21 protein-coding genes are annotated in these 19,435 nt (G+C 36.4%); 11 read left to right on the forward strand and 10 right to left on the reverse strand.

What is annotated here, in order from left to right; all coding sequences use genetic code 11:
* Positions 1-191: 191 nt before the first annotated feature.
* Positions 192-686 carry a hypothetical protein gene (locus Q0L68_RS03760; protein WP_296699533.1) on the forward strand — a complete coding sequence of 165 codons (495 nt, stop codon included), beginning with the start codon at positions 192-194 and terminating at the stop codon, positions 684-686.
* Between the two features lie 90 nt (positions 687-776).
* On the forward strand, positions 777-1,217 hold the full coding sequence (locus Q0L68_RS03765; RefSeq protein WP_296699535.1) for a hypothetical protein: 441 nt from the start codon (positions 777-779) through the stop codon (positions 1,215-1,217).
* 79 nt (positions 1,218-1,296) lie between these two features.
* Here the strand turns inward: Q0L68_RS03765 and accC are convergent, their stop codons facing one another.
* The 7 genes from accC to pdxA form a co-directional block, all read right to left on the reverse strand.
* Positions 1,297-2,646, reverse strand: coding sequence for an acetyl-CoA carboxylase biotin carboxylase subunit (accC, locus tag Q0L68_RS03770; RefSeq protein WP_296699537.1), 1,350 nt, complete (start codon positions 2,644-2,646; stop codon positions 1,297-1,299).
* Between the two features lie 23 nt (positions 2,647-2,669).
* Positions 2,670-3,143, reverse strand: coding sequence for an acetyl-CoA carboxylase biotin carboxyl carrier protein (gene accB / locus Q0L68_RS03775; protein WP_296699540.1), 474 nt, complete (start codon positions 3,141-3,143; stop codon positions 2,670-2,672).
* 94 nt (positions 3,144-3,237) lie between these two features.
* Entirely contained in the window at positions 3,238-3,801 is a 564-nt protein-coding gene (gene efp / locus Q0L68_RS03780; protein ID WP_296699543.1) for an elongation factor P, read from the reverse strand.
* Positions 3,802-3,827: 26 nt separating this feature from the next.
* Positions 3,828-4,826, reverse strand: a complete 999-nt coding sequence (locus Q0L68_RS03785; RefSeq protein ID WP_296699545.1) for a beta-ketoacyl-ACP synthase III — start codon at positions 4,824-4,826, stop codon at positions 3,828-3,830.
* A 230-nt stretch (positions 4,827-5,056) separates the two neighbouring features.
* On the reverse strand, positions 5,057-5,248 hold the full coding sequence (gene rpmF / locus Q0L68_RS03790) for a 50S ribosomal protein L32 (RefSeq protein ID WP_008201274.1): 192 nt from the start codon (positions 5,246-5,248) through the stop codon (positions 5,057-5,059).
* An 18-nt stretch (positions 5,249-5,266) separates the two neighbouring features.
* Positions 5,267-5,833, reverse strand: coding sequence for a DUF177 domain-containing protein (locus Q0L68_RS03795; RefSeq protein ID WP_296699557.1), 567 nt, complete (start codon positions 5,831-5,833; stop codon positions 5,267-5,269).
* A 111-nt stretch (positions 5,834-5,944) separates the two neighbouring features.
* Positions 5,945-6,961: a 4-hydroxythreonine-4-phosphate dehydrogenase PdxA gene (gene pdxA, locus Q0L68_RS03800; protein ID WP_296699559.1), complete on the reverse strand. Its 1,017-nt coding sequence runs from the start codon at positions 6,959-6,961 to the stop codon at positions 5,945-5,947.
* A gap of 118 nt (positions 6,962-7,079) precedes the next feature.
* On the opposite strand from pdxA, the gene rsmA reads away from it, so the two are divergent.
* The 5 genes from rsmA to Q0L68_RS03825 all read left to right on the forward strand — a co-directional run bounded on the left by rsmA (position 7,080) and on the right by Q0L68_RS03825 (position 11,227).
* The gene (gene rsmA, locus Q0L68_RS03805) at positions 7,080-7,865 is read left to right on the forward strand and encodes a 16S rRNA (adenine(1518)-N(6)/adenine(1519)-N(6))-dimethyltransferase RsmA (RefSeq protein WP_296699562.1); all 786 of its coding nucleotides are present in this window, start codon (positions 7,080-7,082) and stop codon (positions 7,863-7,865) included.
* Positions 7,852-9,219, forward strand: coding sequence for a magnesium transporter (mgtE, locus tag Q0L68_RS03810; RefSeq protein ID WP_296699566.1), 1,368 nt, complete (start codon positions 7,852-7,854; stop codon positions 9,217-9,219). The genes rsmA and mgtE overlap by 14 nt, the downstream gene beginning before the upstream one ends.
* 8 nt (positions 9,220-9,227) lie before the next feature.
* The gene (locus tag Q0L68_RS03815) at positions 9,228-10,157 is read left to right on the forward strand and encodes an NAD(P)-dependent oxidoreductase (protein WP_296699569.1); all 930 of its coding nucleotides are present in this window, start codon (positions 9,228-9,230) and stop codon (positions 10,155-10,157) included.
* Positions 10,158-10,319: 162 nt separating this feature from the next.
* Entirely contained in the window at positions 10,320-10,793 is a 474-nt protein-coding gene (gene greA / locus Q0L68_RS03820) for a transcription elongation factor GreA (protein WP_296699571.1), read from the forward strand.
* Positions 10,794-10,834: 41 nt separating this feature from the next.
* Positions 10,835-11,227 (forward strand): HIT family protein, encoded by a 393-nt coding sequence (locus Q0L68_RS03825; protein WP_296699573.1) that lies wholly within the window; start codon positions 10,835-10,837, stop codon positions 11,225-11,227.
* A gap of 39 nt (positions 11,228-11,266) precedes the next feature.
* Here the strand turns inward: Q0L68_RS03825 and Q0L68_RS03830 are convergent, their stop codons facing one another.
* From Q0L68_RS03830 to Q0L68_RS03840, 3 genes are all read right to left on the reverse strand, one after another.
* Positions 11,267-12,142, reverse strand: coding sequence for a carbohydrate kinase (locus tag Q0L68_RS03830; protein WP_296699574.1), 876 nt, complete (start codon positions 12,140-12,142; stop codon positions 11,267-11,269).
* A 3-nt stretch (positions 12,143-12,145) separates the two neighbouring features.
* Positions 12,146-13,477: a sugar porter family MFS transporter gene (locus Q0L68_RS03835; RefSeq protein WP_296699577.1), complete on the reverse strand. Its 1,332-nt coding sequence runs from the start codon at positions 13,475-13,477 to the stop codon at positions 12,146-12,148.
* A gap of 80 nt (positions 13,478-13,557) precedes the next feature.
* Positions 13,558-14,853: an acetyl-CoA hydrolase/transferase C-terminal domain-containing protein gene (locus Q0L68_RS03840; RefSeq protein WP_296699579.1), complete on the reverse strand. Its 1,296-nt coding sequence runs from the start codon at positions 14,851-14,853 to the stop codon at positions 13,558-13,560.
* Between the two features lie 236 nt (positions 14,854-15,089).
* Here Q0L68_RS03840 and Q0L68_RS03845 point away from each other — a divergent pair, with 236 nt between their 5' ends.
* From Q0L68_RS03845 to Q0L68_RS03860, 4 genes are all read left to right on the forward strand, one after another.
* Positions 15,090-18,467, forward strand: coding sequence for a methylmalonyl-CoA mutase family protein (locus Q0L68_RS03845; protein ID WP_296699582.1), 3,378 nt, complete (start codon positions 15,090-15,092; stop codon positions 18,465-18,467).
* Between the two features lie 68 nt (positions 18,468-18,535).
* Positions 18,536-18,949 carry an OsmC family protein gene (locus Q0L68_RS03850; protein ID WP_296699585.1) on the forward strand — a complete coding sequence of 138 codons (414 nt, stop codon included), beginning with the start codon at positions 18,536-18,538 and terminating at the stop codon, positions 18,947-18,949.
* Positions 18,949-19,188, forward strand: coding sequence for a hypothetical protein (locus tag Q0L68_RS03855; RefSeq protein ID WP_296699587.1), 240 nt, complete (start codon positions 18,949-18,951; stop codon positions 19,186-19,188). The genes Q0L68_RS03850 and Q0L68_RS03855 overlap by 1 nt, the downstream gene beginning before the upstream one ends.
* A gap of 23 nt (positions 19,189-19,211) precedes the next feature.
* Positions 19,212-19,435: hypothetical protein (locus Q0L68_RS03860; protein WP_296699590.1), on the forward strand; the 224-nt coding region annotated here is incomplete at its 3' end.

Consider the following 19,435-nt stretch of genomic DNA (forward strand, 5'->3'; position numbering starts at 1 on the left):
TCATCCAAAAATATAAATTTTTTGGATTAGTATTTTCTAATAAAAATTTTAATTGTTTAATGGAAAAATAAGAAACTAATATATTGTTAATGGGTGATAATGCAAATTAAGTTTGTTACCTTGGAAAGGTAAAACATTGGTTTTGAGAAGAATAGTTAAATAGATTTTTGGAACTTTTAACTTTAATACAAATGAAATATTTTATAATCGTAATTTTTTTATTCAGTTGGTTGCCTAGTTTTTCTCAAAATAAAGGATTCCCAACTGGTGCATTTATCCGGGTATATAATTCCGATGGAATTAAAATTGGAAAAGGGAAAATCTCATCACTAACAGAATCCGATTTAATACTAGGATCTGAACAAAAAAGTAAAAGTATTCCTGTCAAAAATATTTCGATCATAAAGACCAAACGTTCAAAAGGGCATCTACCATTAATTTTTGGCGGGACAGGCTTCCTAATAGGTGCTGGGATAGGCGCTGATGCTGCTTCTAATGATTTATTATATAATAGCTATTATGATTTTAGAGGTAGTAGTATTATTCTTTTTGGTCTTTTAACTGGAGTAGGTTCATCTGCTTTAGGATTAATCATTTCAGCGAGTAAAAAATATGAGGTTTATGAAATAGATGGTGAGCTAAATAAATTGAAGGAAGGGATTAGCGAAATAGAGAGAGGAAAGTGAAGGCTTGAAAGACAATAATATTAATGCTTAAAATATTGGGGAATTGTCTATTCATAAAAGATAAAAACAACTAATTAATATGTTTTAATCATGAATGCTCAAAAGAACATCGAAATACTTTTTCTGATAATAATGTTGTTTTGTGTTTCCTGTAAAGTATATAAAAAAGTAGATTGGATTAATCCTCAGCTGCCGAAGGAGGAAAGAAATAAATATTTCGAACCTAGACAACTTTCAAGAATCACTGAGGGGGACAGTTTGTATATCAAGACAAAAGATTCACGAAGTTTTGACATCATATTTTCTGATGTTCGCAATGATTCAATTTGTGGACTATTTTTTCAAAAGAATAATAAAAGACTCAGAACACCAATTCAAACAGGTATTCCAATTTCTGAAATAAATGAATTAAAAGTTAGGAAGTTTGATTGGTTGACTTCCTTAGGAGTCAGTCTTGGAGTCCCAATTTTGGTTTGGATAACTTTCTTGATTGCCCCTTGGACCTTTAACTATGGTTTTTCGGGAATTTGATTTTACACCCCTAATAATTTTTTGAGATAACGAAAAAAAGCTGCCCATTAGGACAGCTTTTAGTTTGGATAAGGTTGGGTTATTTTTTAATGACTGAGAAATCAAATGTTTCCAAGAACTTGGTGGTGAAGTTTCCTGCTTTGAATTCTGGATCATTCAATAAAGCAATATGGAATGGAATAGTGGTTTTGATTCCATCTATTACAAACTCTTCCAAAGCTCTCTTCATTCTCACGATGACTTCTTCTCTTGACTGACCGCTGACAATTAATTTTGCAATCATGGAGTCGTAATTAGGAGGAATGATATATCCTGCATAAACATGAGAATCTACTCTAACCCCTCTGCCTCCAGGAATATGGAGGTTTTGGATCTTTCCAGGACTCGGCCTAAAGCCATTAGCAGGATCCTCAGCATTGATTCTACACTCCATTGCATAAAGCTTAGGGAAGTAGTTTTTACCGCTAATCATTTCTCCAGCAGCTACTTTGATCTGTTCTTTTATCAAATCAAAATCAGTTACTTCTTCTGTAATAGGATGTTCTACTTGAATTCTGGTATTCATCTCCATGAAATAGAAGTTTCGGTTTTTGTCAACCAAAAATTCGATGGTTCCAGCACCTTCGTAGCCAATTGCTTCCGCACCTTTAATAGCTGCCTCACCCATTGCTTTTCTTAATTCATCTGTGATGAAAGGAGAAGGTGTTTCTTCAACCAATTTTTGATGCCTTCTTTGGATAGAGCAGTCTCTTTCAGAAAGGTGACATGCTTTTCCTTTGCTGTCCCCTATAATTTGTATTTCAATATGTCTTGGTTCTTCTACAAATTTCTCTAAATATAGGCTGTCATTTCCAAATGCTGCACCAGATTCCATTCTTGCATCATCCCAAGCTTTTTTGAAGCCGCTTTCTTCTTTCACTATCCTCATTCCTCGGCCTCCGCCTCCAGCTGTTGCTTTTAAGATTACAGGATACCCCATTTCATTAGCAAGCTTAATCCCCTGTTCAATGGAATCCAAAAGACCTTCTGAACCAGGAACTGTTGGAACACCAGCTTCTCTCATGGTAGCTTTTGCGGTAGCTTTGTCTCCCATTTTCCCGATCATATCTGGACTTGCTCCAATAAATTTGATTCCGTACTCTTCACAGATTCTGGAAAATTCAGCATTTTCTGAGAGGAATCCATATCCAGGGTGAATAGCATCGGCGTTGGTGATCTCAGCTGCTGCAATAATTCGGGGGATGTTTAAATAGGAATCTCTGCTAGGAGCAGGCCCAATGCAAACTGCCTCATCAGCAAATCTCACATGAAGGCTATCCTTATCAGCAGTAGAATAAACAGCGACCGTTTTGATTCCCATTTCCTTACAGGTCCGGATCACTCTAAGTGCTATTTCACCTCTATTGGCAATTAGTATCTTTTTAAACACGGTATTTTCTTTTGGTTGAAAAATTAACCCGCAGGGTCAACAAGGAATAAAGGTTGATCATATTCCACTGGTGTAGAATTTGTTACCAATATTTTCACAATTTTACCAGAGACTTCGGATTCAATTTCATTGAAAAGTTTCATTGCTTCAATGATACAAACTGTCTGACCAGGCTTAATGGTATCTCCAACATTCACAAAAGCAGGAGAATCAGGGTTTGGAGTCAGGTAAAAAGTCCCAATCATTGGCGATTTAATTTCTACCAAGTTTGATGATTCAGCTGGAGCAGATTCAGCTGGATTTGAAGCAACGGGAGCAGGAGCTGCTACCGGTGTCGGTGCGGGTGCAGGAGCAGGAGCAGGAGCTGCTTCTACCACCCTTACATTTGAAGAATCTTTTTTAATAGAAAGCTCAAATTCATCTGTTTTGATTTTGACTTCAGCCAGACCTGAATTTGAGATATAATCGATTAGCTCTTGAATCTCTTTAGGTTTCATATTTTTGTTTTTAAAAGAATGTCCGAAGACAGTTCAAAATTGGGTTTAAATAAAAATAGCTGTTTCAATATATAATTGATTACAGCTAAGTTAATTATTTTACTCTTTCTGAGTAGGATCCATCCCTAGTATCTACCTTGATCATGATGTCCTGTTCCACAAACAAAGGAACCATAACAGTTGCACCAGTTTCTAAAGTTGCAGGTTTTAGCGCATTCGTAGCAGTGTCACCTTTAATTCCAGGCTCTGTGTAAGTAATCATCAATTCAACAAATGGAGGTAACTCAACGGATAGTGGAGTTTCTGTTTCATCATGAATTAGAATATCAACTAATTGTCCGTCTTTCAAAAGATCCGATCTTTCAATTAATTTCTCCTCAATAGAAATTTGCTCAAATGTATTGGTATCCATAAAATGATATCCCATATCATCTTTATACAAGAATTGATGTGGTCTTTTTTCAACTCTTGCTGTTTCAACTTTTTCACCTGCATTAAATGTCTTGTCCAAGGTCTTACCACTTGTCAAGCCTTTCAATTTGGTTCTTACAAAAGCTGCTCCTTTTCCAGGTTTTACATGTTGGAATTCCACAATGGTGAAAATATCATTGTTCATTACCAAACAAAGGCCATTCTTAAAATCTGAAGTATTTGCCATATGCTCAATTTATTATTTTAATCCGATTATTTTGGGTCATATCCCCATTTCAAATAAATAGCTCCCCAAGTGAACCCTCCTCCAAAAGCGGCAAGGATTAAATTATCACCTTTTTTCAGTTGATTTTCATAATCCCATAAACAGAGTGGGAGTGTTGCGGCAGTGGTGTTTCCATATCTCTCAATGTTCATCATTACTTTGTCAAACCCAATCCCCATTCTACTTGCTGTTGCATCGATAATCCGTTTATTGGCTTGATGAGGAACTAACCATGCGACTTCATCACTTGTCAGATTATTTCTCTCCATTACCTCAGCACTGACATCTGCCATATTAGTTACAGCAAATTTGAAAACTGTAGAACCTTCCTGCGCTGCAAAATGCTCTCTAGCCTCTACAGTTTCATGCGTTGCCGGTCTCATACTTCCTCCTGCTTTCATATTTAAGTAGGGTGCACCAGAACCATCAGAATGAAGTAAAGCATCCATTATCCCAAACTCTTCTGTAGTTGGTTCCAATAAAACAGCTCCAGCCCCATCACCGAATAAAATACAGGTTGTTCTGTCTTCATAATTCACAATTGAAGACATTTTATCTGCTCCTACTACTATCACTTTTTTGTGCAGTCCAGTTTGAATGAACTGACTACCGATTTGAAGTGCATACAAAAAGCCAGAACAAGCTGCCGCAATATCAAAGCTGTAGCTATTCTTTGCACCAACTTTATCTGCAATGATATTTGCAGTTGCAGGGAATGGCATATCAGGAGTTACCGTTGCACAAATAATAAGATCTATATCCAATGGATCTGTGTTGGTTTTGGCTAATAAGCCTTTTATGGCCTCAACTCCCATAACAGAAGTTCCTTGGTTTTCACCTTTAAGAATTCTTCTTTCTCTAATTCCTGTTCTTGTGTAAATCCACTCGTCGTTGGTATCTACCAGAGTTTCAAGTTCTTTGTTGGTTAAGCGGTATTCAGGAACGTATCCTTGTACTCCGGTCACCATAGCTCTGATTTTGTCCATTATTTTTTGGTTATGCTTAGGAGCCTCAAATAATAAAACTCCTTAAAATGGGTTGATAGGTAGGTATGTTTTCTTTGAGGAATGTCAAAAATATTACAATTGTCTCTTACCACCAAAACAAAAACTGCTATTAGAATCCAATATACTGAAAGCCAGCGAATTGAATTCCTATAAAAACAAAAAATCCATTCTTGAAGAAGAATGGATTTTATTTTAACCTAATTAGTTAATTAAGCTAAAACTTCTTTTTCGATAATTACCTGTCCTTTGTAGTATAATTTACCGTCCAACCAGAATGCTCTGTGTGGTAAATGCATTTCACCTGTAGTAGGGCATTTAGCCAATCCAGGAGCCTCCAACTTGTAATGAGTTCTTCTTTTATCTCTTCTGGTTTTCGAAATTTTTCGTTTAGGATGTGCCATTTTATGTGTGGTTTATGATTATTCCTTGTTTTTTAAATTTTTTAGTGATGCCCAACGGGGATCAATTTCTTTTTTTTCTTCTTGGTCTTCCTCAAGATCTTCGTCTTCAAACTCAGGCTCATCGAAATATACGATTCCTCCTTCTCCTTCAAAATCATCCTCGTCCAATTCATTACGGTAATCCGGATGGATTTTCTTTGCAGGTAGGTTTAGTAAAATGAATTCGTAAATCAACTGTGCTACATTGACTGAAGGCGTATCCCTCGTAATCATTATGACATCTTCATTGATTTCTACCTCCTCGCTGCCATATTTATAGATCATGGTTTCGTTGATATCCAATGGCTGGTCGTACTCCTCGAGACTTCTGTCACAAGTAAGCCTAACCGAACCTTGGATATTAAAATCCATTTCTATCAAATTAGCACCTTTATTCATTTTAACCCGTATGGTTAAATCGCCTTTTTCGACTAGTTGATTGTCTTCGAAATGTTGAAAGAACGAATCTCCTATTTGGAAGTTGATTTCGTGTCTTCCCTCTACAAACTTAATTACCTCAATATCAAAGGTTCTCCAGAATTTCACGATTTCTCCTCTCGATTTAAGACCGCAAATTTAGGGAATTATTTAAACAGGATAAAATAGATTGTAAAATAATATTTGGTTTGGATGAGAAATCGTACTTTTTTTTAAAAATTAATTAAATTCTTGCTCATGTTGAGTGATAATGTCTGAAGCCAAAAATATAGCTGCTCTCATCGAACCTTCATCAGCAAGATTTTTACCCGCGATATTATAAGCAGTTCCATGATCTGGCGAAGTTCTGATTACCGGTAATCCTGCAGTGAAATTTACACCGGAACTGAATGCTATTGATTTGAATGGTATCAATCCCTGATCATGATACATGGCTAATACTCCATCAAATTTATTTTGATGCATCATCCCAAAAAAACCATCTGAAGGATATGGTCCGAAAACCATTTTATTTTGGTCTTTTAGTTCTTTTATCGCAGGTTTAATAATTTCCTCCTCCTCTTTACCTAGTAACCCATCCTCGCCAGCGTGGGGATTTAATCCTAGAATCGCAATTTTTGGTTTGTTGATACCAAAGTCTTTTTCAAGGGTCTTTAATAATAAATCAGACTTTTGAATAATTTTTTCTTTGGTAACTACTTCAGGAACTTTCGATAAAGGGACGTGTCCAGAAACTAAACCTACTCTAAAATTCTCTGATACCATAAGCATCAAACTTTCTTTTATATCAACTGCTTTTGTAATGAATTCAGTATGGCCAACAAAATTCAGTTCTTCTGAATTTATGTTGTTTTTATTTACGGGTGCAGTTACTAATGCTTGGATTTGACCAGTTTTCAAATCATTTACTGCCTGAGAAAGTGCAGCTAATGCCATTTTCCCGGCCTCTTGAGTTTCCACCCCCGGAATGATTTCCGGGCATTCCTCCATGACATTAATGACATTAACCCGCTTGTGTTGAAGCTCATCTAAAGATTTTACTTGGACGAAGTTAAAATCCTCAATCGATAAGATTTTTTTATAAAATGAGATAGCCTTGCCATGCCCATAGATTAATGGTATAAAGTTCTTTAAGATTCGATTGTCGGATAAAGCTTTGATAGTCACTTCTATTCCAACCCCGTTGATATCTCCAATACTAATCCCAATGATGGGCTTACTTTTTCTTATGTTCATATTATTTGGGCTTTGCGATAATTGGCTTTTTAATTGCATGCCAAAGTACACTGTAGTCCTTTAGGAATATTCTCTTAATTTTAGGCTGCAATTTATAAAAAATAATCAGAGCGAACCGATGGAAAAAGTCAGAGCCAAAAAACATCTTGGCCAGCACTTTTTGACCGATTTAAGTATTGCGGAGCGAATTGCTCTGGCGGTCAAAGGGCATGGTGGTGTCAAGAAAGTCCTTGAAATCGGGCCGGGTATGGGGGTACTGACAGATTTTTTGCTCAAAACTGACTTTGAGCTTTACCTAATTGATGTAGACAAAGATTCTATCGAGTATTTGATTAAAAAATATCCTGATTTAGGAGAAAGAATTATTTATGGGGATTACCTGAAATATGACTTTCAAAAAGTAATTCATGACCAATATGCAATCATAGGAAATTTCCCATATAATATTTCTTCCCAGATTTTTTTTAAAGTTTTGGAAGTGAGAAACCAGGTGACAGAGGTGGTTTGTATGCTTCAAAAAGAAGTTGCAGAGAGAATTGCCTCTCCAAAAGGAAATAAGGCCTATGGGATTTTGTCAGTCTTGTTGCAGGCTTTTTATGATATAGAATATTTATTTTCCGTTCCTCCTGAAGTTTTTGACCCTCCTCCAAAGGTGAACTCAGGAGTCATTCGATTAGTTAGGAATGAAGTAAAAAGCCTTGACTGCAATGAAAAACTGTTTTTTCAGGTAGTAAAAGGTGGTTTTGGAAACCGAAGGAAAACACTGAGAAATTCTCTTAAGTCATTTCAACTTTCGGAAGAATTAAAGTCAAACACTCTTATGGACAAGCGAGCCGAGCAATTGGATGTCGCTGATTTTGTTTTTATCGCTCAACAAATAGAAGCTTCTCGTGGAAATCATTAAGCAATTTGAACTTTCGAAGGAATACCTTGAAAGCCTTAGACTAGGGATCGAAGAGGAGAATAATTTCTTTATTCAAGACTCTTTGGATGGAGCAAATGTGGCTGATGTCGCTGCAATATTGGATGAGCTATCTATGGATGAATCCATTTACGTTCTTCGATTATTAGATAATCAGTTTTCGGCAGATATTCTGATAGAACTGGATGAGGATACTTTAACCCGTGTGTTAAAGGAAATGGAAGTGCCTGAGATTGCTGGTTTAATTGAGTGTATGGACTCCGATGATGGGGCAGATATTCTGAATTTGCTCTCTTTACGTGAAAGAGAGGAAGTAATCGGATATTTTACAGATCGTCAGAAGTCTGAACAAATATTGGAACTTCTACGCTATGAGGAGGATACCGCAGGGGGTATCATGGCCAAAGAATATATTCGTGCTAATAAAAACTGGAACGTTGTTCAGACAATTAATGAAATAAGAAGACAAGCGGAGAATGTAGATAAAATCTTCTCGATTTATGTAGTTGACAATAAACAGCAATTACTTGGTAGAGTTTCTTTGAAAAAGATTGTTTTAGCATCTGAAAACACCAAAATCGAAGATATTTATGAGGATGAGGTGATTTCTGTCCCGACTCATATGGATCAGGAGGAAGTTGCCGAAATCATGAGAAGGTATGATCTGGAAACAGTACCTGTTGTAAATGTTAAAAACAAGTTGGTGGGAAGAATCACCTTTGATGATATTCTGGACATTATTCGGGAAGAAGCAGAGGAAGATATTCAGGCAATGACGGGTATATCCGATACTGTTGATGAATATGATAGTGTTATTCGATTGACAAAAGCACGACTTCCTTGGTTGCTGATTGGGATTGTCGGAGGTTTATTAGGAGCAGGCTTTATAGGCTTCTTTGAGGAAGGTTTGAATAAAGTCACTGCTCTGGCGTTTTTCATACCACTTATTACTGCAACTGGGGGGAATGTTGGGATACAATCATCCTCATTAGTAGTTCAATCATTGGCCAGCAAATCTGCTTTTGACGATTCCATAATTAAACGATTTTTGAAAGTCTTGGCAGTTGCTGTCATTAACGGCTTAATCCTAGCTACTTTTGTTTTTGCCGTAGTAGTTTTATTCTATCAAAATGATGTTTCATTCGGTCTGGTGGTCTCAATTGCTCTTTTTTCAGTTGTTCTGCTTTCTTCTTTTATGGGAACCATTACACCAATTCTATTAGATAAAATAGGGATTAATCCAGCATTGGCTTCGGGGCCTTTTATAACCACAGCAAATGATTTACTTGGTTTGGCTGTTTACTTTTTAGTGGCGATATCACTTCTACAAATTTAATTATTGCAATGAAGATTTTGATAATTGACAAAATGCATAAGAGCATTATTCCTATGCTTGAAAATGAAGGCCATGACGTGACATATTCTCCAAAAATCACGCGTTCTGAGATAATGGATCAAGTAGCAATATATGATGGTTTAATTATTCGTTCGAAAACCCCAATGGATAAAAATTTGCTTGAAAGAGCAAAAAACTTAAAGTTCATCGCTAGGGCAGGGGCTGGCTTGGATCAAATTGATTTGGATTATATGGTTAGCCGTGGAATCAAGCTTTTTCATGCAGCGAAAGGAAATCGAGATGCTGTTGCAGAACATGCATTAGGGATGCTTTTGGCCTTATTTAATAATATCAAAAAGTCTGATGATGAAGTAAGGAAAGGAATATGGGATAGAGAGGGAAATCGAGGGCATGAACTTATGGGTAAGAAGGTTGGAATTATGGGTTTTGGGAATATGGGGAAATCCTTTGCCAAAAGACTTCAAGGCTTTGATGTAATTATCTATGCATATGATAAATACAAATTGAACTTTGGAACTGGAAATATTAAAGAAGTGATTTGGGAGAAACTCAAGGCAGAAGTAGAAGTGCTTAGTATTCATGTTCCCTTGACACCTGAAACAAGAAACTTTTTCACAATTGAAGAGCTAAAAAGCTTTGCGAATCCTTTTTGGTTGATCAATACTGCTAGAGGAGAAGTGATCAGTTTCAAAACATTGAATGAGGCTTTAGATCAAGGGGTATTATTAGGAGCAGTGTTGGATGTTTTAGAGAATGAGAAGTTTATGACATTTACAGAAGAGCAAAAAAAGGAATTTGAAAAACTAGCTTCAAGAAATAATGTTCTTTTTTCCCCACATGTAGCTGGCTGGACAATTGAATCTTATAAAAAAATAAACAAAGTATTGGTTGAGAAGATAATAAAAGCCTTTAAATAGGCGTTTTAAGACTGTTATTGATATTTTTTACCAAAAGGACCAATTGTTTTGTAGTAATTGGTTTATTATCTTTGGCCTTCAAATAAAGACATCTGGCAAAGTAACGGTCACCAAAAAGCGACCGTTACTTTGTTTTTGGTGCCTGTCTAATTGAGAGAAATTATGGGAAAAGTACAATACTACACAGAAGAAGGACTTAAGAAGTTGAAAGATGAACTTCAAGAATTAAAAACAAAGGGTCGTACTGATATTGCAAAACAAATTGCGGAAGCAAGAGACAAAGGAGATTTAAGTGAAAATGCAGAATATGATGCAGCAAAAGATGCTCAGGGCCACTTGGAACTAAAAATCGCTAAACTTGAGGCTGTAGTAGGGAATGCAAGAATTTTTGATCAATCCCAGATGGATACTTCTAAAGTAGGTATTTTGAGTACTGTAAAAATCAAAAATGTGAAAAACGGAATGACGGTTTCTTACACATTGGTTTCAGAAGAGGAAGCTGATTTAAAAGCTGGAAAAATCTCATTAGGATCTCCATTTGGAAAAGGTCTGGTAGGAAAGAAAAAAGGAGAGGTAGCAGAAATCAATGCACCTGCTGGAGTACTTCAATTTGAAATTCTAGATATCTCTTATTAATCAATATATCCCGGTTTTCCGGGATTTTTTTATTTTAGACTATGGCTTCAATTTTCACCAAGATCATCAAACGAGAAATTCCCGCTCATATAATAGCTGAGGATAAGGATTTTATTGCTTTTTTAGACATCATGCCCTTGGTAAAAGGTCATGTTTTAGTAGTACCGAAGCAAGAAGTAGATTATATTTTTGATCTGGAGCCCGAAGTTTTATCAGGTCTTCATGTTTTTGCCCAGAAAGTGGCAAAGGCAATGGACAAAACCATAAAGTGTACAAGAATAGGTGTGGCAGTGATTGGACTTGAAGTACCACATGTACATGTACATCTTGTGCCCCTTAAGACCATGGACGATATTAATTTCACAAGACCTAAACTAAAATTATCACCAGAAGAACTAGCTGAATCCGCTGAATTGATAAAAAGTGGTTTTTAAAATAATAGGGCGACAGGTTTTAATTCTTGCCGCTCTATTTTATTGAATAGCCTCAATTTCAGCTAAAACGTATTTTGGAGTACCTCCTTTTTTAGAAGCTACAAAAGCCCCCAATTTACAGGCAAAATCCAGTGTTTCTTCAATTGACTTTTTTTCAAGATAGCATTTAATAAAGCCGCTTAAAAAAGCATCTCCTGCACCAATACTGTCTGTAACTTTCACTTTGTAACCAGGGTTCTCAGTAATTTCTCCTTCTTTATAAATAAGAGCTCCTTTAGAGCCTTTTGTAATACAAATTAAGTCCATCGGGAAGTGATGGTCTAAATGCTCACAGACAGCCTGAATAGTTGGCTTTAAATCAAAATAATCTGCGAAAACTTCTAACTCATCTTCATTAATTTTTAGAATATCTGTAAAACCAAGGAGCGTCTCAATTACTTCAAAATCATAAAAAGGGGAACGCAGATTTGCATCGAAAATTCGTAAGGTTTTTTTATGAATTAACTTAATTAGAGTTGAAAGACTTTCAGGATTTCTAACTCCCAGCGTGCCAAAAACAAAAGCGTCTGAGTTGGAAACTTCTTCCTCTATTTCTTTATTCCATTGTATAAAATCCCAAGCTACTGGAGATACGATTTCATACTTCATGTTTTCAGGATCTGAATCATCCACCAATACTTTTGAGGTATCATGATTACCCACTACTTGAATTAGCTTTGTTTGAAAATCGAAAGAAGAGAGAAATTCAATAAGCTTTTTTCCATCAGAATCATCCCCTATGGCTGAAATCAGCTTTGAGTCTAATCCTAATTGATGAAGGTTAAGGGCCACATTCATGGGAGCTCCTCCTGGAACTGAACCGCTTGGCAAACAATCCCATAGCATTTCTCCAAAAACAACAACTTTATTTTTCATGATTTAATGTATGTTTTGATGGATTTCCTCTAGAGATCTGCCTTTCGTTTCTGGCATTTTAAATCTTACCCATAATAATTGCAGTACCATCATAAATGCAAAGAATGAGAAGATATAGCCTGGTCCAAATTGATTGGCAAAGAAAGGAAAGACATTTGCAATAATTGCTGCTAATATCCAATGCGTAAATGATCCGATAGACTGACCGTAAGCTCTCAAATCATTTGGAAACATTTCTGAAATAAATACCCAGATTACTGCTCCCTGACCGACGGCATGAGATGCAATAAATCCAAAAACAAAAATCGGAAGCCAGAATGAAGGGATGCCTGGCCCGAGAAAATTGTATGCCATCAATGAAAGTGAAATAATGTACCCAACGGATCCAATATACATGAGCTTTTTTCTTCCTATCCGATCAATTAAATAAAGCCCAATAAAGGTTGCAAGTAAATTGACAACACCAATACCTATCGTTGAAATCAATGCATTTTCAGTGGATATACCTGCCATTTCAAATACTCTTGGAGCAAAATAAATGATTGCATTGATCCCTGAGACTTGATTAAAAAAAGCTATCATTATTGCCAAAGTGGTTGTGGGGAGAAAACGCTTTTCAAAAATTGCGGAAAAACTACCTTTCTGTTTGATTTTTTTCTCTTCTTCCAGCGCTAATCTAATAGCTTCATCAACACCGTCTGGGTCTGTTTTGGTTAATATTTCTCTGGCTTGCTGCTCATCATTTCTATTTCCGATTAACCATCTTGGGCTTTCTGGAATTCTGAAAATCAATATAGAGTAAATTAAAGCTGGAACTCCTTCAGCGGCTAGCATCCATCTCCAGTCCTGTGCCAGTTCGGCTGTTCCGATTAAATAATTGGAAACATAAGCCATCACTATTCCAAAGACAATATTAAACTGGTACAAGGCAACCAAAAGTCCTCGATTTTTAGCAGGAGCAATCTCGGAAATATACATCGGCGCCACGACAGAAGATGCACCTACTCCAAGTCCTCCTAGAAACCTAAAAACTGTGAAAGAGGTAACATCCCATGCTAATCCTGATCCCACAGCAGAAATCAGATAAAATAATCCGATCCACAATAAACTTTTTTGCCGCCCGAATTTATCTGCTGGGACTCCTCCAAATAATGCACCGATGACAGTTCCATACAAAGCGGAGGCAATTGCTAAGCCATGCATCCAATCACTTAATTCCCAAACTTCTTGGATAGCTCTTTCTGCACCTGAAATTACTGCTGTATCAAATCCAAAAAGAAATCCACCTAAAGCAGCGGTAATAGATACGAAGAATGCATAATTTTTGGAAGACATCGAGATTTTGGGTTTAAATACTGGCTATACTAAATAGAAGAACAATATATAAAAATAGATTATTACCTTTCTATTTTGGTCTACCTGAATGGATAGATATGACTCCCAAATCTTTCTCTAATAGCCCGATCTAATTCTTCATGGTGTTCTGGATGGGCAATTCTTTTTAATTCATAAGCCCTTTGTCTTAAATTTTTTCCGAATAAGTAAGCAATTCCATATTCAGTAACTACATAATGCATGTGGGCTCTGGTAGTTACAACTCCCGCACCTTCTTTTAAAAATGGGACAATTTTAGATGCTCCTTTTTTCGTTTGAGAAGGTAATGCCATGATTGGTTTACCTCCCACTGATAAAGCGGCTCCTCTCATAAAGTCCATTTGTCCACCAACTCCTGAGTAGTGATAGCTTCCAATGGAATCAGCGCAGACTTGGCCAGTCAGGTCTAATTCCAAGCAACTGTTTATCGAAATTACCTTTGGGTTTTTACGAATAACAGCGGTATCATTTACATAAGCTGCTTCATGAAATGAGAATTCAGGATTGTCATTGATTGTATCATATAGTTCTTTTGTTCCAACGGTGAAAGAAGAAACGATTTTACCCGGATGTTTTTTCTTAAATGAATTAGTTACTGCCCCTGCTTTCATTAAATTCAAAATGCCATTTGAGAACATTTCTGTATGGATTCCCAAATCTTTGTGATTTTCTAAAGAGTTTAAAACTGCATCAGGGATTGCTCCAATTCCCATTTGAAGAGTTGAACGGTCTTCGATGAGCGAGGATATATGATATCCTATTTGTTTTTCTATTTCAGTAATTTTTTCAGCATAGTTGATTTCAGGAAGTGGATCGTCTACATAAGTGGCAGCAGAAAATTTTGAGATATGGATGTGGCCATCCCCATGGGTCCGCGGCATCTGTTTATTTACTTGGGCGATAATTATTTTTGCTGTTTCTATGGCAGGCTTTGCAACGTCCACTGAAGTGCCCAGCGTGCAAAACCCATGAGCGTCAGGCTCAGATACTTGGATTATTGCCACATCAATTCCAAGAATATTGTTTCTGAATAATTGACCAATTTCACTTAAAAAAATTGGGACATAACCGCCATGGTCTGAATTCACAGCTTTTCGGATATTTTCCGAGACAAAAAGTGAGTTCATGAAAAAGGCTTTTTGACATTCCTCACTTACCAAAGGCATATCACCCAAAGTAGTAATAGCTACAAGCTCTACATTTCGAATCTCATTTCTTCTCTCAGCTAAAGCATGAAGTAATCGGGTAGGTGTAGCAGCACTTCCATGTATAAAAACTCTTTGGTGACTTTCTATCAAAGAGACTGCTTTTTCAGGGCTTGTATAAGAAATAGGCATTATTTATTGAATTGAAAGATTTTAAAATAAACCATAAGGTCTAAATATATGCTATTTAAAATCATCTCGTAAAGAGTAAGCATTGTTATTTGGCCAAATATTATTTTGTTTCTAGTGCTTAATTTCAAGGTCAACTCGGTCCTTTTTCCGTATATTCGCGTCTTGTAATTAGTGTTTGTTTTACCTTTTTACATGTAGTAATAATCAGGTTAAAAAAAGGAAAGAATCCAGATTTCATGACTTTACCAACAGAAATTTATAAACCCAAAAATCACATCCGAATAGTTACAGCGGCATCTTTATTTGATGGACATGACGCCGCTATTAATATTATGCGGAGAATTATTCAATCGACAGGTTGCGAAGTAATTCATTTAGGTCATAACCGATCAGTTCAAGAAATAGTAGACTGTGCTATTCAAGAAGATGTACAGGCGATTGCCATTACTTCTTATCAGGGAGGTCATGTTGAATTTTTCAAATACATGTATGATTTACTACATGAAAAAGGAGCAGGTCATATCAAGATTTTTGGTGGAGGTGGTGGTACTATCCTAAATGAAGAAATCAAAGAATTGCATGATTATGGGATTTCTAGAATTTATGCTCCTGACGATGGAAGAAAAATGGGTTTGCAGGGTATGATCAATGACCTAGTAAAGCAGGCTGATTTTCCAATTGGAGACAAAATACAAGCAGGATTTAATCTCGATAAAAAAAATAAAGCTTTTGTTGGAAGAGCGATATCAGCTTTTGAAAACTTTCCCGAAAAAAATCAAGATTTATTAAATGAAGTAAGGAAAGCAAGTAGCAAGGCAGTAACCCCAGTATTGGGTATAACGGGTACTGGTGGGGCTGGTAAATCCTCACTCGTTGATGAATTAGTGCGTAGATTTTTAATGGATTTTGAGGATAAAACATTGGCGATTATTTCAGTAGATCCATCAAAACGAAAAACCGGTGGCGCTCTATTAGGGGATAGAATTAGGATGAATGCGATCCACCATCCTAGAGTATTCATGCGTTCTCTGGCAACCCGGCAGTCTAATCTAGCACTTTCAAAGTATGTTCAGGATGCTGTTGATACCGTGAAAGCCGCTGGTTATGATTTAGTAATTCTTGAAACCTCAGGGATAGGACAGTCGGATACAGAAATCATCGAGCATTCGGACCTTTCTTTATATGTAATGACTCCCGAATATGGAGCGGCATCGCAATTGGAGAAAATAGATATGTTGGATTTCGCTGATGTGATTGCTCTAAATAAATTCGATAAAAGAGGTGCCTTAGATGCAATCAGGGATGTAAAGAAGCAATACAAAAGGAATCACAATTTATGGGACATAAATGATGAGGATATTCCTGTTTTTGGAACTATAGCTTCTCAATTTAATGATCCGGGAATGAACCAGTTGTACAAAGCATTGATTTCTAAGGTCAATATAGCTTACCCAGGCTTGGATAGTACCTTTGAACTCACTGCAGGAACTTCTGAAAAGATATATATTATCCCTCCTGCTAGAACAAGATACCTTTCTGAAATAGCTGAAACGAATAGGAGTTATGATGTTTGGGTGGAAGAGCAAAAAGAAATTGCCCAAAAACTATTCAGCATAAAAAAATCAATGGATACGATCCAATCTTTAAAGGTTGAGGATTCTGATAGATTGTTGAAAGAATTGGAAGAAGTTTATGCTAAAGTTGAACTTGAATTAGACCCCAAGAATAAAAAATGGATTGAGGATTGGCCTTCTGAAGCAGGAAGGTATGCTGAAGACTTTTATGTTTTTAAGGTAAGAGATAAAGAGATAAAAGTTAAAACCTATTACAGTTCTCTTTCTGATACAAAAATCCCAAAAATCGCTCTACCAAAATATGAAGCTTGGGGAGATTTATTAAAGTGGGGACTTCGTGAAAATGTTCCTGGCAAGTTTCCCTTTACGGCAGGTGTTTTTCCTTTCAAAAGAGAAGGCGAGGATCCTACAAGGATGTTTGCCGGAGAAGGCAGTCCTGAAAGGACCAATAAAAGATTTCACTATGTCTCGAAGGACATGCCGGCAAAAAGGCTTTCAACAGCTTTTGACTCTGTCACACTTTATGGTGAGGATCCTGATTACCGACCAGATATTTTTGGAAAAATAGGTAACTCCGGAGTAAATATTTGCTGTTTGGATGATGCTAAGAAACTCTATTCAGGATTTAATTTGGTAGATCCAATGACATCGGTTTCAATGACTATCAATGGTCCCGCTGCGACGATGACCGCTTTTTTCATGAACGCCGCTATCGACCAACAATGCGAGGTTTATATTAAAGAAAATGGGCTTGAAAAGGAGGTTGAAAATAAAATTAAGGACATCTACCAAAAAAACGGATTAGTACGACCATATTACTTAGGTAAAATTCCAGAAGGTAATAATGGGCTTGGTTTGATGCTTTTGGGCGTAACAGGTGATCAAGTTTTACCAAAAGAAGTTTATGAGAAAATAAAAGCTGATACAGTCGCTCGAGTGAGAGGAACTGTTCAAGCAGATATTTTAAAAGAGGATCAGGCTCAAAATACTTGTATTTTTTCTACTGAGTTTTCCCTTCGTTTAATGGGAGATGTGCAGCAATATTTTATTGAAAATGGAATTCGGAATTTTTATTCAGTTTCTATTTCAGGATATCATATTGCAGAGGCTGGTGCTAATCCTATTACTCAACTTGCTTTGACTTTATCCAATGGATTTACTTATGTAGAATATTATGTGAGTAGAGGAATGGATATAAATAAGTTTGCCCCAAACCTTTCCTTTTTCTTTTCAAATGGAATAGATCCTGAATATGCTGTTATAGGTAGGGTTGCCAGAAGAGTTTGGGCAAAAGCGATGAAGCTGAAATATGGAGCCAATGAAAGATCTCAGATGCTCAAGTATCATATTCAAACTTCTGGTAGGTCACTTCATGCGCAAGAAATTGATTTCAATGATATCAGAACTACATTGCAGGCTTTGTATGCTATTTATGATAACTGCAATTCATTGCATACTAATGCTTATGATGAGGCAATTACAACTCCTACAGAGGCTTCTGTTAGAAGGGCAATGGCGATCCAGTTGATTATTAACAAAGAACTTGGGTTGGCTAAAAATGAAAATCCTTTACAAGGTGCTTTTATTATTGAGGAATTAACCGATTTGGTGGAGGAAGCGATTTACCTTGAATTTGATAGAATAACTGAAAGGGGAGGAGTTTTAGGAGCAATGGAAACCATGTATCAAAGAGGTAAAATCCAAGAGGAAAGTTTGCATTATGAAATGTTAAAACACACAGGTGAGTATCCTATTATTGGAGTAAATACCTTTTTATCAGCGGATGGATCGCCTACTGTAACACCTGGAGAAGTGATTCGAGCAACGCAAGAAGAAAAAGAAGCCCAGATTAAAACTTTGAATAATTTGAATCAATCGCATCCTGAATTGGTGGATAATCATCTTCAAACTTTGAAGATTGCAGCCGTTAAAAATGAAAATATTTTCACCGAGTTAATGGAAGCAGCTAAATATTGTTCTTTAGGTCAAATTACGCGTGCGTTGTATGAGGTAGGTGGCCAGTATAGAAGAAATATGTAAAAGAAAAAAGTGGAATTTATAAATAGTTTTGCTGGTTTTGGCAAACCAAAAGTTTAACGAAGATCCCCATGTCAAAAAGAAATGTAACAGTTCGCATGAAAGCGGACTATGAATATGAAGCCATCAATCCACAGGGAAATGTAGTTCATATTGATATGTATGATGCGCCTGAAAAGCAGGCTCAATCCCCAATGGAACTTTTGCTTTCAGCATTAGGAAGTTGTGCATCTGTAGATGCGGTTTTAATGATGAAGAAAAAAAGAAGAACAATTGAGTCTTTTACAGTTGATGTTGAAGGAATCAGAAATGATGGCGTTCCTTCATTCTATACTGCCATTCATTTATCCTTTACATTAGTCTCTCCCGATGCCAATGAAGTTGAATTTGGTAAAGTGGTTGCACTATCTGTTGATAAATATTGTTCGGTAGCTTCATCTCTAAAATCGAAGATTACCTATTCTTTTTTAGTAAAAAAACCCTGATGAGAGTAGTTAAAGAGTTTACCCAGGAGGAAATACGCATTAGTGTTTTCTCCTGGAATAATAAGTATATTATCAAGTTTGAAATGGGGCCAATGGAGCAAACTTTCAAAGCCAGTGAAATGGATATTTTGGAAGAGAATGACCTAGAGATTTTTTGGAAAGGGGAATTTTTCGAAAAAGTGAAGCAAAGATTTCAAGAAATGGGAAAAACCTTTCGTGCTCAGATGGAAAATTTATAATTTCCATCCTTAGCATTGATTTCATGATAAAAAAAACTAAGTATTTATTTTTTATTCTATTATTACTTTTTTCTTGTAATAGAAATTTGACTCTGGATGATCTTCCTGAAAATGACCGTCTCCAAGAAATGGTGAATGATATGGAAGAAGAAATTCTTGTCTTGGAAGATGAGATAGTTGCGTTAGAAAGCTTTTATAGACAAATTCTAATAAATAAGGATTCACTTTTATTGATATCAGACAGGTC

The organism is Algoriphagus sp. (assembly GCF_024642405.1).
In the GTDB taxonomy this organism is placed as follows: domain Bacteria; phylum Bacteroidota; class Bacteroidia; order Cytophagales; family Cyclobacteriaceae; genus Algoriphagus.

Coding starts and splice junctions, on each gene's coding strand:
- Q0L68_RS03760 (WP_296699533.1), top strand. CDS start 192: ATGAAATATTTTATAATCGTAATTTTTTTATTCAGTTGGTTGCCTAGT.
- Q0L68_RS03765 (WP_296699535.1), top strand. CDS start 777: ATGAATGCTCAAAAGAACATCGAAATACTTTTTCTGATAATAATGTTG.
- accB (WP_296699540.1), bottom strand. CDS start 3,143: ATGAAACCTAAAGAGATTCAAGAGCTAATCGATTATATCTCAAATTCA.
- efp (WP_296699543.1), bottom strand. CDS start 3,801: ATGGCAAATACTTCAGATTTTAAGAATGGCCTTTGTTTGGTAATGAAC.
- Q0L68_RS03785 (WP_296699545.1), bottom strand. CDS start 4,826: ATGGACAAAATCAGAGCTATGGTGACCGGAGTACAAGGATACGTTCCT.
- rpmF (WP_008201274.1), bottom strand. CDS start 5,248: ATGGCACATCCTAAACGAAAAATTTCGAAAACCAGAAGAGATAAAAGA.
- pdxA (WP_296699559.1), bottom strand. CDS start 6,961: ATGAACATAAGAAAAAGTAAGCCCATCATTGGGATTAGTATTGGAGAT.
- rsmA (WP_296699562.1), top strand. CDS start 7,080: ATGGAAAAAGTCAGAGCCAAAAAACATCTTGGCCAGCACTTTTTGACC.
- Q0L68_RS03815 (WP_296699569.1), top strand. CDS start 9,228: ATGAAGATTTTGATAATTGACAAAATGCATAAGAGCATTATTCCTATG.
- greA (WP_296699571.1), top strand. CDS start 10,320: ATGGGAAAAGTACAATACTACACAGAAGAAGGACTTAAGAAGTTGAAA.
- Q0L68_RS03825 (WP_296699573.1), top strand. CDS start 10,835: ATGGCTTCAATTTTCACCAAGATCATCAAACGAGAAATTCCCGCTCAT.
- Q0L68_RS03830 (WP_296699574.1), bottom strand. CDS start 12,142: ATGAAAAATAAAGTTGTTGTTTTTGGAGAAATGCTATGGGATTGTTTG.
- Q0L68_RS03835 (WP_296699577.1), bottom strand. CDS start 13,477: ATGTCTTCCAAAAATTATGCATTCTTCGTATCTATTACCGCTGCTTTA.
- Q0L68_RS03840 (WP_296699579.1), bottom strand. CDS start 14,853: ATGCCTATTTCTTATACAAGCCCTGAAAAAGCAGTCTCTTTGATAGAA.
- Q0L68_RS03845 (WP_296699582.1), top strand. CDS start 15,090: ATGACTTTACCAACAGAAATTTATAAACCCAAAAATCACATCCGAATA.
- Q0L68_RS03850 (WP_296699585.1), top strand. CDS start 18,536: ATGTCAAAAAGAAATGTAACAGTTCGCATGAAAGCGGACTATGAATAT.
- Q0L68_RS03855 (WP_296699587.1), top strand. CDS start 18,949: ATGAGAGTAGTTAAAGAGTTTACCCAGGAGGAAATACGCATTAGTGTT.